12 protein-coding genes and 3 pseudogenes are annotated in these 15844 nt (G+C 65.8%); 7 read left to right on the forward strand and 8 right to left on the reverse strand.

The features are described from left to right. Positions 1 to 2: 2 nt before the first annotated feature. The 5 genes from X771_RS158650 to X771_RS158635 all read right to left on the reverse strand — a co-directional run bounded on the left by X771_RS158650 (position 3) and on the right by X771_RS158635 (position 6833). Positions 3 to 2255, reverse strand: coding sequence for a DUF5682 family protein (locus X771_RS158650; RefSeq protein ID WP_023687037.1), 2253 nt, complete (start codon positions 2253 to 2255; stop codon positions 3 to 5). A gap of 4 nt (positions 2256 to 2259) precedes the next feature. Next, positions 2260 to 3339 carry an AAA family ATPase gene (locus X771_RS158645; protein WP_023687038.1) on the reverse strand — a complete coding sequence of 360 codons (1080 nt, stop codon included), beginning with the start codon at positions 3337 to 3339 and terminating at the stop codon, positions 2260 to 2262. A gap of 19 nt (positions 3340 to 3358) precedes the next feature. After that, on the reverse strand, positions 3359 to 4795 hold the full coding sequence (locus tag X771_RS23095; protein ID WP_023687039.1) for a DUF5691 domain-containing protein: 1437 nt from the start codon (positions 4793 to 4795) through the stop codon (positions 3359 to 3361). Then, entirely contained in the window at positions 4792 to 6195 is a 1404-nt protein-coding gene (locus X771_RS158640; protein ID WP_023687040.1) for an SWIM zinc finger family protein, read from the reverse strand. Before X771_RS158640 ends, X771_RS23095 begins: the two co-directional genes overlap by 4 nt. A 98-nt stretch (positions 6196 to 6293) precedes the next feature. Beyond that, positions 6294 to 6833 (reverse strand): Lrp/AsnC family transcriptional regulator, encoded by a 540-nt coding sequence (locus X771_RS158635; protein WP_023687041.1) that lies wholly within the window; start codon positions 6831 to 6833, stop codon positions 6294 to 6296. A gap of 48 nt (positions 6834 to 6881) precedes the next feature. Here X771_RS158635 and X771_RS01000000164745 point away from each other — a divergent pair. Both X771_RS01000000164745 and X771_RS158630 read left to right on the forward strand, forming a co-directional pair. After that, positions 6882 to 7810, forward strand: a pseudogene (locus tag X771_RS01000000164745) (MFS transporter). Positions 7811 to 7870: 60 nt separating this feature from the next. Continuing rightward, entirely contained in the window at positions 7871 to 8290 is a 420-nt protein-coding gene (locus X771_RS158630; RefSeq protein WP_023684459.1) for a GNAT family N-acetyltransferase, read from the forward strand. On the opposite strand, the pseudogene X771_RS0133430 reads toward X771_RS158630, so the two are convergent. Together X771_RS0133430 and X771_RS1000000167940 are read right to left on the reverse strand one after the other, a co-directional pair. Further along, a pseudogene (locus tag X771_RS0133430) lies at positions 8287 to 9324 on the reverse strand (anhydro-N-acetylmuramic acid kinase); the annotation flags it as partial. The gene X771_RS158630 and the pseudogene X771_RS0133430 sit on opposite strands and share 4 nt — an antisense overlap. Positions 9325 to 9329: 5 nt before the next feature. Beyond that, positions 9330 to 9512: pseudogene (locus tag X771_RS1000000167940) on the reverse strand (anhydro-N-acetylmuramic acid kinase); the annotation flags it as partial. Positions 9513 to 9725: 213 nt separating this feature from the next. Here X771_RS1000000167940 and X771_RS158625 point away from each other — a divergent pair. The 5 genes from X771_RS158625 (at position 9726) to X771_RS158605 (ending at position 14489) form a co-directional block, all read left to right on the forward strand. Beyond that, positions 9726 to 10409 carry an SDR family NAD(P)-dependent oxidoreductase gene (locus tag X771_RS158625; protein ID WP_023668581.1) on the forward strand — a complete coding sequence of 228 codons (684 nt, stop codon included), beginning with the start codon at positions 9726 to 9728 and terminating at the stop codon, positions 10407 to 10409. Positions 10410 to 10581: 172 nt separating this feature from the next. Continuing rightward, entirely contained in the window at positions 10582 to 11436 is an 855-nt protein-coding gene (locus X771_RS158620) for a MetQ/NlpA family lipoprotein (protein WP_023668580.1), read from the forward strand. Positions 11437 to 11520: 84 nt separating this feature from the next. Continuing rightward, the gene (locus tag X771_RS158615) at positions 11521 to 12609 is read left to right on the forward strand and encodes a methionine ABC transporter ATP-binding protein (protein ID WP_023687042.1); all 1089 of its coding nucleotides are present in this window, start codon (positions 11521 to 11523) and stop codon (positions 12607 to 12609) included. After that, positions 12590 to 13246 (forward strand): methionine ABC transporter permease, encoded by a 657-nt coding sequence (locus tag X771_RS158610; protein ID WP_023668578.1) that lies wholly within the window; start codon positions 12590 to 12592, stop codon positions 13244 to 13246. Before X771_RS158615 ends, X771_RS158610 begins: the two co-directional genes overlap by 20 nt. A gap of 136 nt (positions 13247 to 13382) precedes the next feature. Continuing rightward, entirely contained in the window at positions 13383 to 14489 is a 1107-nt protein-coding gene (locus X771_RS158605; protein ID WP_023687043.1) for an isopenicillin N synthase family oxygenase, read from the forward strand. Positions 14490 to 14650: 161 nt separating this feature from the next. On the opposite strand, the gene fba is transcribed toward X771_RS158605, so the two are convergent. Continuing rightward, positions 14651 to 15715 carry a class II fructose-bisphosphate aldolase gene (gene fba, locus X771_RS158600; protein WP_023687044.1) on the reverse strand — a complete coding sequence of 355 codons (1065 nt, stop codon included), beginning with the start codon at positions 15713 to 15715 and terminating at the stop codon, positions 14651 to 14653. Positions 15716 to 15844: the final 129 nt, after the last annotated feature.

Below are 15844 nucleotides of genomic sequence, written 5' to 3' on the forward strand. Positions count from 1 at the left end.
TGTCACACTCCGCCCGCCAGCAATGGCCCAAGCCGCTCCAGGTGACGGCGCCAGCCCTCGCCGCCATCCGGCGCCGGCGTCAGGCCGGCCGGCAACCTTGCGGTGCGGCCGAGCACGGCCTCGATCAACCGCTGCCGCTCCATCGAGTCCAGATTGGAGAAGACGCGGCGCAGCAATGGCAGATGCGCGATGAAAGCGTCCTCGTCGAGCGATTTCAGCCACCCATCGACGGCGCCGCGCAGGCCCTCGTCGTAGATCAGCCGCTGGCCGGCAGTGCTGAAGAAACCTTCGAAGAACCCCGCTGCCTGGGCGACCGGCGTCCCCGGCGACAGCCTGCGTCCGAGCAGCCCGGCGGCGTCCTCTGCCGACAGTTGGCCGGCTTCATAGAGCAGATGCGCGGCGCAGCCGGCGAGCAGCGCCGTCGAGCCCGGACCTTCCAGCACGCCGGTCAGGCCGTTGCGCCATGCATCGAGCACGCCTTCGCCGGGCTCGACCAGCCGGATCGCCGCGTCGGCCTTGCGCACAGCACCGACCAGCGTGGTGGCGGCCTGCTCGTCCAGGTCGCGCACCGCATAGGGCAGCGCGATCGCGCCTTCGACGATCAGCCGTTCCAACAAACCGGACAGCCGGTTGGTTTCGGTCTTGCGCGCCTCGCCGTAACGGATGATGTCGGCAAGCGGCGGCACCGAGGCCAGCATCTCCAGGCATTCGCTGCTGTGCGCTGCGCGCGCCTCCAACGCTACAAGGCCGGCGCTCGCGGCCTCCGACAGATCCGCCGTAATGGCGCTCTGGACAAGGGCGGCAAGCGTGTCGAGGCTCGCGGCCGCACCGAGCATCTGGATCAGGCGGCCATTGGCGGCCTTTTCGATAGTCGGGCCGTAGATCAGGTTCTCGACCAGGCGCACGGCATATTCCGGCTCCCAGGCCAGCGTCCATTTTTCGCGAAAGGTGCCGCGGCTGCGGCCGGCGTCGGCCAGCCTGCCCCATTGCACGCCAAGCACGTTCAGCCGGTGCAGCAATGTCGAACGAAACAGTCCGCTTTCGCTGCGCAGATCGACCGACAGCTCGCGTTCCAGCGCCTCCGGCTTCAGCCGCGCCGCCTTCTGGTTGCGCTGCAGGTCCTCGATCAGCGGCGCCAGCGGCGTGTCGGGCGGAATCTCGCCGACATCCGCGCCCAAAAGCAGCTCGGCCTCGACCAGCGCCCACAGCACCGCTTCGCCGTTGAACAGCGCCGCGATCGCGGCATCGCGCAATTCCTCGAAGCCGGGCTTCGGCCGCTCGCGAATGGCAGCCAGTGTGCGCGCAAGCCGCTCGGCCTCGATCAGCGACGCGGTCGACACCAGATGGCCCTTCGCCCGCAGCACCGCCGCGATCGTCGCCAGCCACAGCGTCGCGGCGTCGCGCCGCCCTCGTGTGCGCCACAGATGCTTGCACCAGCCGGGCGCGACGACGCCAGCGCCATAACCATAGCCCAGCGCAAGACGCGGCCCGGTCCATGGCGCCCATGTCATGATGCTTTTGCGCCGGGCAATTCCCTTGATCAGCGCCTGGTCGTTTTTCTGCGTGTGCGCGGCCTGCAGGGCCGGCACATGCCATGCGCCGCAGACGACGGCGATCGGTCCGGCGAATTCCTTGCGCGCGGCGGCGATTTCCAATCGCATATGCGCTTCACGCTTGGCCTCGAACGGCGCGATCGCACCTTCGCCGTCGCGCAGCGTCGTCATCGCATCGGTGATGGCAGCGAAGATTGGACCCGGCTGCGGATTCTGCTCGATAATGTCGGCCCACCAGCTTTCGCCATCTTCATAGCCGGCGGCCGCAGCCAGCGTGCCGATCGGGTCGCGATGCGATGCGGGCTCGCCATCCTCACCGGTTTCGTCCTTGGGTTCGGGCTTGTCGGCGTCAGCCGTTTTGTCGGTGTCGTCGGTTGCCGGTGCCGCGAACCGTGCCGATGACGGCAGGTCGATGAACCGCAATGCCGCCTTGTTCTCCACCGCCCACACCGCCGCCTGGTATTCCGGCGAGAACTCGGCGAACGGCCAGAAACTTGTCGCGGCCGGATCGTCCTCGGGGTAGCAGAGCAGCGCCACCGGCGGCTGCATCTGCGGGCGCGCCAGCAATGGCAGCAGGGCGGACGCGTCGCTCGGCCCTTCGATCAGCACCGCGACCGGCTGCAAGTCCCGCAGCGCCTGCACCAGGCTGTCGGCGGAGCCCGGCCCGTGATGGCGGATGCCGAAATAGGCGACGTCGCTCATGACCTCAGATCGCTGCGTTCAGCGCCGCGTAATAGCCGGCATAGTCCGGCCGCTTCTTGAGCACCGTTTCGAGATATTCCTCCAGCACCACCTTGTCCTGCACCGGGTCCTTGACGATGGCGCCGACAAGGCTGGCGGCGAGGCCTTCGGCGCCGAGCTTGCCGCTGTCGAACCACGCCGCCTGGCTGAGGCCGCCGACCATGGTGGCGATCGCCTCGGCGGTCGAGAGCGAACCCGAAGGCGTCTTCAGCGTCACCTTGCCGTCGGCGGTTGCGCCCGAGCGCAGCTCGCGGAAAATGGTCAACACGCGAGCGATCTCCTCGCCGACATTTTTCGGCACCGGCAGGTCGAGCCCGCCGGCCATCTCGTCGACCCGCTTGGAGACGATCGCCACCTCTTCCGCCATGTCCTCGGGCAGCGGCAGCACCACCACATTGAAGCGGCGTTTCAGCGCCGAGGACAGCTCGTTGACGCCCTTGTCGCGGTTGTTTGCGGTGGCGATGATGTTGAAGCCGCGCTGGGCATAGAGCGACGTGTTGAGTTCCGGGATCGGCATCATCTTTTCCGACAGCACGGTGATCAGCGTATCCTGTACATCGGAGCCCATGCGCGTCAACTCTTCCAGGCGGCATAGCTTGCCGCTCTCCATGGCGCGGTAGAGCGGCGTCGGCACCAGCGCCTCCTGGCTCGGCCCTTTGGCCAAAAGCTGCGCATAGTTCCAGCCGTAGCGGACCTGGTTCTCGTCGGTGCCGGCCGTGCACTGCACGATCAGCGTCGAGTTGCCCATGATGGCGGCGGCGAGATGTTCCGACACCCAGGACTTGGCGGTGCCGGGAACGCCGAGCAACAGCAGCGCGCGGTCGGTAGCGAGTGTCGCCACCGCGGTTTCCATCAGCCGGCGGCGGCCAACATATTTCGGCGATATCACGGTGCCGTCGCTTGCCTTGCCGCCGAGCAGATAGGTCAGCACGGCCTTCGGCGACAGGCTCCATCCGGCCGGCTTCTGGCGTTCGTCATTGCGCGCCAGCGCCTGCAGTTCAGCGGCATAGGCCTGCTCGACAGGGAGGCGGATGGCTGCGTTCATGGTGCTGTTCTCCGGATTGTCATGTGTTGGTTCCCGTCAGGGCCGCGTTGAGGCGCAGGAAAGCGAGCGAGGCTGCCGCCGGCGGCATGCCAGCCGCAACGACATGCTCGATCAATTTTTCCGCTGTCGCCGCAGTGGCCAGAAAGCCCATCGTTTCCAGCAGGTCGTCGGCGGTTCGCTTCATAGCGTCATCATCGCCGGCGACAGCCGAACGCAATGCCGCCAAGCCCTGGCCGTTCGTCAGGTCGGGCCATTCCAGCCAGTTGGCTTCGAAGCCCTCGGCAAGGGTGAGCGCGCCAATATACTGCGGCGTATCTTTCAGGATCAGTCTGACCAGGACACGCTTCCTGCGGCTATCCAGGCGCGGTGTCAGGTGCAGCACGAATAGTGCCGGCTTGCCTCCCCCGGCGACTAGTGTGTCGGCCATCTGCGTTACGGCAGCGTCGCTGCCCGACGCTGCGACCATTCGTGAGATCTGGATGTCCGCATTTTTGTCGGCACCGAATTGCCAGGCTGCAATGAAATCGGGTTCGCTGACCCCAAATCGGGAAGCGAGGTCGACCAGGTTGCAGGTCTCGAACAATTCGGCGCGGCGCTTTTCCTGCGCCGGCGATTTGAGCTTTGCCGGCGTGTAGGTGGTGCGGCGGCGGATGAAGCCGGATTTGCCTTCTGTGATGAAGGCGGCGAGTTCGGCAACGGGGTCGTCGGCTCCGTCGTTGCCCGGCCGGCCATGCTCGCCCAGCCTCGCCAGCAGCCGGCCCGCCAGCTCCCGCACCTTGCCGGAGCGGTCGGTGGCCAGGCTTTTCAGCAATGGCGCGTCCGTGGGCGTCAGGTTGAAATGCATGAGTTCGATGAGCGCCAGCCGGACTTCAGCCGGCTCGCCCGTCGCCTTGGCTTCCATCAGGCTGCGGGCCGTGGCCGGATCGCGACGGCGCATCTCGGCCAACGCGATACGGCGCGCGGCGGGGTAAAAGTCATCCCAGTTCTGCGCCGTCAGCTGCTCCTGCGGGGCAATTTTCAGCCCCTCGACGCTGGCCTGCCAATCGATCCACGGCGCATAGATGTCAGGGCTGTTCTGGTCTGATGCCGACGGCATCCAGTCCATCGGATGCAGCACGTAGCCGCGGCTGGCGACGAGCGTCGCGACACGCGACTTGCGCCGCGCATCGGCGGCGTTCTTCAGGGTCGCCCGCAACAGCGGCCGCAACCGCTCCGGCAGCAGCGGCAGGCCAAGCCTTGGCAGCGGCGGACGGCGCTTCAGCGTCTTCGGCGCCGACGGCCGCAGGCCGACATCGAGCGCCTGCGCGGCGATCGCCAGGAGACGTCGCTCCCGTTCGTCCGGGCTTGCGCCGGCGGCGATTTCCTTCCATGCGGTTGGCGCCAGATCGAACGTGGTTCCGCCGGTGATCCAGCAGTCGCGCATCGTCGCCAAGCCCGTCTGTTCGAGATCGTTCATGACAGATCGAGCCTCCCGAAGCCGCTTTGCGCGGCCAGCAGATCGAGCCGCGCGCCGTTCCAGAGTGCCGCCGTGGCCGCGAGGTCGAGGCCAAGCACGGTCTGATCGACGGTCCCGCTAACAGGCAGGGCGATCCCTTGCGGGTCGTGCGCCGCTTGCCACCAGGCGGTGCCGCGCTCATCGAGCAGGATCGCGCCGGCAGGCAGCATCAGCGGGCTATCGGTCGACCAGGGCGCTGCGTCCTGGTGCGCCGCATGCGCCGCGAGCGGGTCCTTGACAGCGTCGAGGCCGAAATCCGGCCAGGCGCCCGACACGACGTCGCCCTTGCGCTCCGCCACCAAGGCCCGCAGTGGCTGGCGCGACGGGTAGAATACCAGGCGGGCGTGGAACCGGTCACCGGGCGTGAACGCCGCCGAGCGGCGGCCGGCCGAAGCCGGAAAGAAATCGAGCAGCAGCGCAAACTGCGGCGTCGGGCTTTTCAGATCGAGCAGCCAGGTCGAATGGCTGACGAGACCGTCGCGGCGGGTCTCGATCTTCTCGCCGACGACCTCCCAATGGCTGTCGACCTGCTTCGCGTCGGGACTGGACAGAACCTGGTCGCGGGTTTCGGACGCCGACACCAGTCGCTTCAGCTCGGGATCGTCGGGCGCCGAGCGCCAGGCTTTGGCCAGCAGCACCAGCTTGCCGAGTTCGCGGATCGCCGCGTCCGGCCGTTCCTCGCTGCGCAGCGCCATTAGCCGGGCCGGGATTTCGTCGATGCGTCCGGCAAGCGCCGTCGCCTTCATGTCGACAAGCCGCGCGGCAATGCGGCGGCAGCGCTCGCTGCTGGCGTCGGCAAAGGCGGAAAGGCCGAGCCGCAGCTGGTCGGCAATCCACTGGTCGAGTTCGTCCAGCGCGCCTGCCACCGCGGTGCGCGTATCTTCCGCCCGCTTGCGCTGCGCCGTCTCGCGGCGCTCCGTCGCGGCGGCGTCATCGACGGTGCTTTCCTCTGCCTGCGAGGCCTCGCCAATGCTCTTGCCAGACGCGCCCCTGCCAGACTTTGCGTCGACCGGCGGGGGCGCACTCTTCCTGCGCCGGCCAAGCCAGTCATTGACCCATTCCGGCGTTGTTTCGGCTGATGTGAAGCTGGCCGGCGCCGTGGCGGCGATCCACATCAGCGCCAGCGTGTGCTTGCAGGGAAATTTTCGCGACGGGCAGGTGCATTTGTAGCCGTGGTCGCCGGTGTCGACGACGGTGCGATAGGGGTTGGATCCCGAGCCCTGGCATTCGCCCCAGATCAGCGCCTGCTGCTCGTTCTTCTCCAGCCGCGGCCAGTTCGAGCGCTTGGTGAGCTTCGAGGCGGCGCTTAGCGACGCCTGATCGGGGGCCAGCGCCTCGATGGTTTTCAGTTCGAATTCCAAGCCGCGCCTCTCGTCACCCCAAATCAATGCCTGGCATCAATATAGGGTGACGTTTGTGAAGGATTGTTGTGGCCCCGGCAAGACGAAGATAGCGCAGATCAGTACAACGGCGTGGCCATATGCCGGGGCGTCGGCCATTGCGCCGTGATCTCGGGCTGCACCGGGCGCTCGAGATAGGTCGACAGCACGACATAGCTTCGCGTCGAGGTGACGCCGGGCGTTTCGTAGAGACGCGCCAGCAGGCCTTCGAGCGCCCTGGTGTCCTCGGTGCGGACCTTGAGAAGCATGCAGGTGTCGCCGGCCACCGAATGGATTTCCTCGACCTCAGGATATTGGGAGACGGCCATCAGCTCCGGTGTCTTGCCCCAGCCCTTGGTATCGATATGCACGAAGGTGAGCAGCGGCTTCTTCACCGCCTTCGGGTCGATGATCACAGCCGTGCCGCGGATGGCGCCGCTGCGCCGCAGGCGCTTGACCCGCTCATGCGCCGCCGGCGGCGACAGGCAGACGCGTTCGCCAAGTTCGGCGTAGCTGATCGTCGCATCCTCGACCAGCACGCCTAATATTTTTCGGTCGATTGCGTCGAGCTCTCGGGGAGCTACCTTATTCTGCAGAACCCCATCTGTTTCTTCGTCCATATCGAAATTCCTTGTTGTCGCGGAATTCAGTTCGGCCATTATGACCCGATGACGAACGCGCATCAAGCTGCAACGCTCCATCAGCCGATCCCGGCGCTGGCCTATCTCCTGACCGGCTGCATCGCCGTCATCGGCTCGAACTCGCTGGTCCTGGGTCCAATTGCTCCGGCAGTCGCCGCATCCTTCGGCACCAGCGTGCCGGCGGTGATGGCCGCGTCGGCTGCCTTCGGTCTCGGCACTTCCGCCAGCGCTTTGTTCCTCGCCCGCTATATCGACGGCGTCGGCGCCCGCCGCATGCTGCAGGGCGCTCTGCTGTTGCTGACGGTCGGGCTTCTCGCCAGCGCGCTGGCGCCGACGGTGATCATGCTGGTCGCGGCCCAGGCCGTCGCCGGCATCGCCGCCGGCGTCGCCATGCCGGCCATCTATGCCAGTGCAGCGGCAATTGCGCCGCCCGGCCGCGAAAGCGGCACGATCGGCGTCGTGCTGACCGGCTGGACGGTCTCGATCATCTGCACCAAGATCTGGGCGAGCCCGTCAGCGCCAATGCGCTGGCCGCACTCGCCTACGGCGCCGGCTTCGGCGCCGCGGCCTTCCTCGACGGCGTCATCGACCGCATCGGCGCACGGCGCGTCATGCCTTTCGCCTATCTGCTGGTCGCCGTCGTCTATGTCGCGATCGCGCTCGCAAGCAGCAATTTCGTGCTGATCCTGGCTATGATCGCCATCTGGGGCCTTGCCAATCATTTCGGCCTGAACGTGCTGGTGATGCGCCTTACCGCGCTCGATCCGTCGCGCCGTGGCACCATCATGGGCCTGAACAGCTCGGTCACCTACCTCGCCGTCTTCATCGGCACCACCAGCTTCGGGCCGCTTTATTCATCGTTCGGCTTTGCCATCTGCGCCATCGTCGCCGCCGTGCTGATGCTGGTTGCGGCAGCAGCGGGGTCATGGCGATCGCCGCTGCCCATCAAGCCGTAAAGCTTGCGTTCTCATCCCGTCCTTCGCTAGAGCTTGGCTTGCCATGCGAGCCCCGCCCGGATGAAGACGACGCTTGAAACCACTGCCGACCCCTCGTCAGACGACCTCGCCTTCCTGGCCGAGCGGCTGACGGCGTTCAATGACGGCGATGTCGGCCCCTCCGGCCGCAAGCCGATCGCCGTCTTCGTTCGTGATGAGCACGGCGCTGTCGTCGCCGGCATTTCGGGATACACCGCCTGGGGCTGGCTCTATGTGCAGTGGCTGTGGGTCGACGAACGCCTGCGCGGCCGGCATATGGCCGGCGACATGCTGGGCGCTGCCGAGGAGGAAGCGGTCAAGCGCGGCTGCCAAAACGCCTGGATTGATACGTTCAATCCGACAGCGGCCAAAGTCTATGAGCGGCAAGGCTACCGGCGCTTCGGCGAACTGCCTGACTTTCCCGTCGGCCGCAGCCGCATCTTCCTGCAGAAGAAGCTCTAACCTGCCAGCCGCCCGCCTTGCATCGGCCGCGGCACGCCGGTGGTGCTGGGAAAGCTGATCGGCAGGCCGCGCAGCACGCGCACGGCAAGGAAGGCAAAGCATTCGGCCTCCACCGCATCGCCTTTCCAGCCCAGTGTCTCGGCCTGCACAACCTCGACGTTGGCGCGCCTCGCCAGCATCGCCATCATCGTCCGGTTGCGGCGGCCGCCGCCACTGACCGCCAGCCGCTTCGGCCGGCGCGGCAACAAATCGAGCGCCTTGCCGACGGCCGAGACGGTGAAGGCCGTCAGCGTCGCCGCCCCATCCTCTGCGCCGAGGCCGTCGGCCATGGCGGCGCCGAAGTCGAAACGGTCGAGCGATTTCGGATAGGGCTTGGTCAGATACGGATGCTGGAGCAATTTGGCCAGCCGCACTTCATCGACGGTGCCGGCCGCGCCCAGTGCGCCGTCGCGGTCCATCTCGCCGAGGCCGTTTGCCTTGATGAAATCGTTGAGCGGCGCGTTGGCCGGGCCAGTGTCGAAGGCGACGATGTTGTCCTTGCCGTCCCACCAAGTGACGTTGCCGACACCGCCGAGATTGAGCACAGCGGTGTCCCCGCTGGCGTCGGCTTCCCTCAAAAGCGCCGCGTGGTAGGCAGCCGCCAGTGGTGCGCCCTGGCCGCCAGCGCGCACATCGTCCGAGCGGAAATCATAGGCGACCTTGGCGCCCAAAATGGAATGCATCAGCGCGCCATCGCCCAACTGGCGCGTATCGCCGCGCCGCCCGGGTTGCGGGGCACGATGCAGCACGGTTTGGCCGTGAAAACCGACCACGCCGATATCGCCCATGGTCAGGCCGTAGCTTTCGACAAGGTCCTTCACCGCCGCCGACTGCGCCCGCGTCAGCGCCTCCTCGGCTTCGGCAAAGATCGCCGGCTCCGGCCCGTCGAAATTCCACACCCGGGCCTGACGCAGCGTCTCCTCCAGCAAGGCACGGATCGCTGCGGGGTAGGGGGCCAGCGTATAGGTGCCGAAATCGGCGATCCGCTCGCCATCGGNAAATTCCACACCCGGGCCTGACGCAGCGTCTCCTCCAGCAAGGCACGGATCGCTGCGGGGTAGGGGGCCAGCGTATAGGTGCCGAAATCGGCGATCCGCTCGCCATCGGTCTTGATCAGCGCCACGTCGATATTGCCGTCAAGCACGGTGCCGGTCATCAGGCCGACGGCCCAGATTGGTTCCACGGTCGACTCCCTTGCGACACCGTTTGCGATTCCAACGCAATCACCTGTCGGACGGATTGTCTCGCCAGGCAAGACCCTGGCCGCGGTCGATTGCTCCGAACCTGCCGGCAGGGTTTTTCACCGAACAGCGAAAATCGAGCAACGTCGTTCTTGCGTCTCGCCGCTCAAGACGCCAGCTATGAGACGAACACGTCATCGCCAAGGAGAAACGACATGGCATCCGAAGTCGCAGTGATCGCCGGCGCGGGTGCGGGCCTGAGCGCCTCTTTGGCACGCCTTCTCACCACGGAAGGCTATCGTGTGGTGCTGGCCGCCCGCAACACGGCCAAACTCGCGGCGCTGGTCGGGGAAACCGGCGCGCTGGCCGTCGAAACCGACGTCGCCGATCCGGCCTCCGTCGCCGGCCTGTTTGACGCCGCCGACAAGCAAGGCCCGCTGGCCCTTGCCGTCTTCAATGCCAGCGGCCGCACGCGCGGCCCGATCGCCGAGGTCGATCCCGATGCGGTCAAACAAGCCTTGCTTGTCGGCGCCTATGGCGGCTTCCTGGTCGGCCAGCAAGCGGCGCGGCGGCTGCTTGCGCGCGGCTCCGGTTCGATTCTTTTCACCGGCGCCTCCGCCAGCATCAAGGGCTTTCCCAACTCCGCCGGCTTTGCCATGCCGAAATTCGGCCTGCGCGGTCTGGCTCAGTCGATGGCGCGCGAACTCTTCCCGAAGAACATCCATGTCGCCCATTTCATTATCGACGGCCAGATCGAGCCGGTCGGGACGAAGCCCGAGCGACCGGACAGCCAGCTGTCGCCCGATGCGATCGCGCAGACCTATCTCGCGACCCATCGCCAGCATCGCAGCGCCTGGAGCTTCGAGGTCGAGCTGCGGCCCTTTGTCGAGACATTCTGACCGGTCCGGCGTGACCGTTCTCGCAATTGCGAAATCTTTGAGAGAATATTCCCGGCTTCGTGTTTGAGAAGAAATGCGGTTCTTTGATCCGGCAAGCAGCATTGCCGATGATGTCGTCAAGGCTTGGTATTCCACCTCGCCGCAATGACTTCAGGATTACGAGGGATCGACAATGTCCGAACGCGGAAACGCTTCCAGCTCTCTTCTTTTTTCAGCCATCAGCCGGCGAGCTGCCCTTGCGGCACTTTTTGCCTCGGCCGTCACGCTTGCCGGTCTGGCTCAGCCGACGCCGTCCTTCGCCGAGGACAAGAAGTCTATCAAGGTCGGCATCATCAGCGGCGAGGATGAGGATGTCTGGCGCGTCGTCGTCGCCCAGGCCGCCGAAAAAGGCCTGACCGTCGAGACCGTGGTGTTCAACGACTACACCCAGCCCAACGAGGCGCTCGAGCGCGGCGAGATCGACGCCAACGCCTTCCAGCACCAGCCCTATCTCGACAACCAGATCAAGACCCAAGGGTACCACATCGTGCGCGTCGGCTACACCGGCGTCTGGCCGATCGGCCTCTACTCCAAGAAATACACCAAGGTTGCCGACCTGCCCGAAGGCGCCGTCATCGGCTTGCCCAACGACCCCTCGAATGAGGGCCGCGCGTTGCGCGTTCTGCAGAACGAAGGCGTGATCAAGCTGAAGGACGGCACCGGCATCCTGGCGACCACCGCCGACATTGCCGAGAACCCGAAGAAGGTCGTCATCAAGGAACTGGATGCCGGCATTGTCGGGCGCTCGGTCGAGGATCTCGACGCGGCTGTCGTCAACACCGACTGGGCGCTGAAGAGCGGTCTCGGCCCGGACAACCGCATCGCCCAGGAGCCAGTGGCCGACAACCCCTACCGCAACTTCATCGCCGTGAAATCCGGCAACGAGAACGAGGCGTGGGTGAAGACGCTGGTCGCGTCCTACCAGAACGAGGCGGTCAAGGCCGAGTTCGACAAGGTCTACAAGGGCACCGGGATCAGCGCCTATTGATTGGCGCCTGGTTGTCAGGAGCAGGCGGCCCGCTGTTGAGCGGGCCGCTGTCGCATTTTGTCGAGCGTTGAAACGGACAGTGAGATGAACCAGCACGTCACGGCCGAGGCATCCGGTCCGGTCAATATATCGGCCGGGCAAGAAGATGTCGTACGCCTGGTCGACCTCAAGCGCCGCTTTGGCGCGACGCCTGCGCTCGACGGCGTCTCGCTGACGGTGCGCAAGGGCGAGATCCTCGGCATCATCGGCCGCAGCGGCGCCGGCAAGTCGACGCTGATCCGCTGCCTCAACGGGCTGGAGCGGCCGGACTCCGGCGACGTCTTCATCGAGGGCCGCGAGATCGGCCGGCTCGGCGAGCGTGAATTGCAGCCGCTGCGGCGTCGCATCGGCATGATCTTCCAGCACTTCAATCTGCTGTCGGCCAAGACCGTGGAGGACAATGTCGCGCTGCCGCTGAAGATCGAGGGCCGCCCAAAGGCCGAACGGCTGGCGCGCGCCGCCGAATTGCTCGACCTCGTCGGCCTGTCGGAGAAGGCGAAGGCCTATCCGTCCTCGCTGTCGGGCGGCCAGAAGCAGCGCGTCGGCATCGCCAGGGCGCTGGCCGCGCGGCCGGCGCTGCTGCTGTCCGACGAGGCGACCTCAGCGCTCGATCCGGAGACGACGCGCTCCATCCTGGCCTTGCTGAAAGACATCAACCGGCAGCTCGGCCTCACCATCCTGCTCATCACCCACGAGATGGAGGTGATCCGCTCGATCGCCGACCGCGTCGCGGTGATCGATGCCGGGCGCATCGTCGAACAAGGCCCGGTGTGGTCGGTCTTTGCCGAGCCGCGTTCCGAAATCACCAGGAGCCTGCTCGGCGGCATCCGCCCGCAACTGCCGGCCGAGATTGCCGGCCGGCTTGCTCCCGGAGGCGGCGCCGAGCTCATCCTCAGGGTCGACGTCGCAGGTGAGGCCGCGCGCGGTCCGCTGCTGTCCGATCTTGCGGTGGCCGTGCCGGGACGGTTCCGCCTCGTCCATGGTGGCATCGACCATGTCCAGCAGCAGCCGGTCGGCACGCTGTTCCTTGCGGTCGCGGGCAACGATCCGAAACATCTGTCCAAAGTAATCGCATTCCTGAAGGCCCGCGACGCACGGGTGGAGGTGCTTGGCCATGTCGCCGGTTCTGTTTGAACTTCTGCTGCGCTCGATCTGGGAGACGGTCCTGATGACGGCGGCATCGGGCCTCATCTCGCTCGTCTTCGGGCTGCCGCTCGGCCTGGCATTGATTGCCACCGAGCGCGGCGGCATTGCCGAAAGCCTGTGGGTGAACCGCGCGCTCGGCGCCGTCATCAACGGCTTCCGCTCGGTGCCTTTCATCATCCTTCTGGTGGCGCTGATCCCGGTGACGCGGCTGATCGTCGGCACCTCGATCGGCACCTGGGCGGCGATCGTGCCGTTGTCGATTGCGGCGACGCCCTACTATGCCCGCATCGCCGAAGTGTCGCTGCGCGAGGTCGATCGCGGCCTGATCGAGGCGGCGCGCGCCATGGGCGGCAACCGCTGGACGATCATCCGTGAGGTGCTGGTGCCCGAAGCTTTGCCCGGCATCGTTGCTGGTTTCACGGTGACGCTGGTGACCCTGATCGGCGCCTCGGCCATGGCCGGCGCCATCGGTGCCGGCGGGCTTGGCGACCTCGCCATCCGCTACGGCTACCAGCGTTTTGAGACCAGCGTCATGGTCGCCGTGGTCATTGTGCTGATCATCCTCGTTTGCGGCATCCAGTGGGTCGGTGACCGGCTGGTCGCCAGGCTGGACCGGCGCGGATGAGCGCCACGAACGTTATTTGCCGGCAGGCTGCCAAACGCAGCGCCGGCTTTCTCTATCGGCGCCGAGATTGGATTGCGCGTTGCTTTGATCGGACCGGCCTGCGTGCCACCGTGACAGCGGAACAAGGAGCTTGACCATGCCCAGGATCGTACCCGTGCTTGATCTCGGCCGTCTCGAACAGGGCGCTTCCGAGCGGCGAACGTTTCTCTTCGACCTGCGCACGGCCGCGCGCGATGTCGGCTTCTTCTATTTGACCGGCCACGGCATATCGGCTGCGGATACCGCAGAAGTGCTCGACGCCTCGCGCCGGTTCTTTGCCTTGCCGGAAGCCGACAAACTGGCGATCGAAATGGTGAAGTCCTCGCAGTTCCGCGGCTATACGCGCGCCGGCGGCGAGCTGACCAAAGGCAAGGCCGACTGGCGCGAACAGCTCGACATCGGCGTCGAACGCCCGGCCATCGAACAAGGCCCCGGCGTGCCCGCCTGGACGCGGCTGCAAGGGCCCAACCAGTGGCCGGCCACGCTGCCCGAGCTGAAGCCGGCGCTACTCGCATGGCAGGCCAAGGCGACGGCGGTGGCGATCCGGCTGCTCCGGGCCTTCGCTTTGTCGCTCGATCAGGCCGAGGACGCCTTCGATCCCGTCTACCGGGCCGAGCCCAACCATCGCATGAAGATCGTGCGCTACCCCGGCCGCGACGCCACCGGCGACAACCAAGGCGTCGGCGCGCACAAGGATGGCGGTTTCCTGACGCTTCTGTTGCAGGACGAGAGCAAGGGGCTGCAGGTCGAATATGACGGTGCCTGGGTCGACGTCGATCCGCTGCCCGACACGCTGGTGATCAACATCGGCGAACTGCTCGAGCTGGCCTCCAACGGGTATCTGAGAGCAACGGTCCACCGCGTGGTAACGCCACCGGCCGGTGTCGAGCGGATTTCGGTGCCCTTCTTCTTCAGCGCCCGGCTCGACGCCACGATCCCGCTGCTCAACCTGCCCGAGGAACTGGCGGCCGAGGCGCGGGGTCCGGCCAGCGATCCCGACAATCCGCTGTTTCGCAATGTCGGTACCAATGTGCTGAAGAGCCGCCTGCGCTCGCATCCCGACGTGGCGCGCCGGCACTACGCCGATCTCCTGGAAACCGGCGCTCAGCCGGCTGAAATCTTGGAAGACAAGAACGAAATTTCCGCATCCCGCATTGTTTTAGAAAGCCGTTCGTCGCCAACCGCAGCGAATGCGCGCATATAGGAATTATCGTTCGGCGGTTTCCTCCCATTCCACCGAACGGTGTTCCCCTCTGAAGGTTCTTGACCTTCTTTTGGCCGGGCTGCTTTCGCGCCCGGCCTTTTTTATGTCAATAGCTCTTCTTTCTTCCCCACAAGGGGAGAAGGAAGAGGCGCCAGGGGACTTCACCCAAACTTCGGATCAAGGCTGCCCGACTTGTAGCGCTTGGCCATCTCAGCTACCGGCAGCGGCTTGATCTTCTGGGCATTGCCGGCGGTGCCGAACTGCTCGAAGCGCTCCTTGCACAGTTTGCGCATCGCGGCCATGGCCGGCGTCAGGTATTTGCGCGGATCGAACTCGCTCGGGTTTTCGGTCAGCACCTTGCGGATGGCGCCGGTCAGCGCCATGCGGTTGTCGGTGTCGATGTTGATCTTGCGCACGCCGTGCTTGATGCCGCGCTGGATCTCTTCCACCGGCACGCCCCAGGTCGGCTTCATCTGGCCGCCATATCTATTGATGATTTCCTGCAGGTCCTCGGGCACCGAGGACGATCCGTGCATCACCAGATGCATGTTGGGCAGGCGGCGGTGGATTTCCTCGATGACGTTCATCGCCAGCACCGCGCCGTCCGGCTTGCGTGAGAATTTGTAGGCGCCGTGGCTGGTGCCCATGGCGACAGCCAGCGCATCGACATGGGTGTCCTTGACGAACTCGACCGCCTGTTCCGGATCGGTCAAGAGCTGGTCGTGGCTGATGGCGCCTTCGACGCCGTGGCCGTCTTCCTGCTCGCCGCCGCCGCTCTCAAGCGAACCGAGCACACCGATCTCGCCTTCCACCGACACGCCGCCCCAATGCGCCATGTCGACGACGCGCCGGGTGATGCCGGAATTGTAGGCATAGTCGGCCGGCGTCTTGCCGTCCTCTTTCAGCGAGCCGTCCATCATCACCGAGGTGAAGCCGTACTGGATGGCGGTGACGCAGGTGGCTTCGTTGTTGCCATGGTCGAGATGCATGCAGACCGGGATGTCGGGGTGGATTTCGACCAGCGCGTCGATCAGCTTGGCCAGCACCACATCATTGGCGTAGGCGCGGGCGCCGCGGCTGGCCTGCAGGATGACCGGCGACTTGGTCTCCTCGGCCGCCTCCATGATGGCGAGGCCCTGTTCCATATTGTTCATGTTGAAGGCGGGTACGCCGTAGCCGTATTCGGCGGCGTGGTCGAGCAATTGTCTCAGTGTTATGCGAGCCACCCAATAGTCTCCCGTATCTGGTTTCAAGCGCAACGTCGCGGGCCGGCCGGTTGCCGGCCTAGATGCTTCTGGCCGGATTTCGCCAGAACCGCAACCGTCAGCGGCCATCGTGGCCGCAATTCTTGTTGC

Source organism: Mesorhizobium sp. LSJC269B00, assembly GCF_000502815.1.
Taxonomy (GTDB): Bacteria; Pseudomonadota; Alphaproteobacteria; order Rhizobiales; family Rhizobiaceae; genus Mesorhizobium.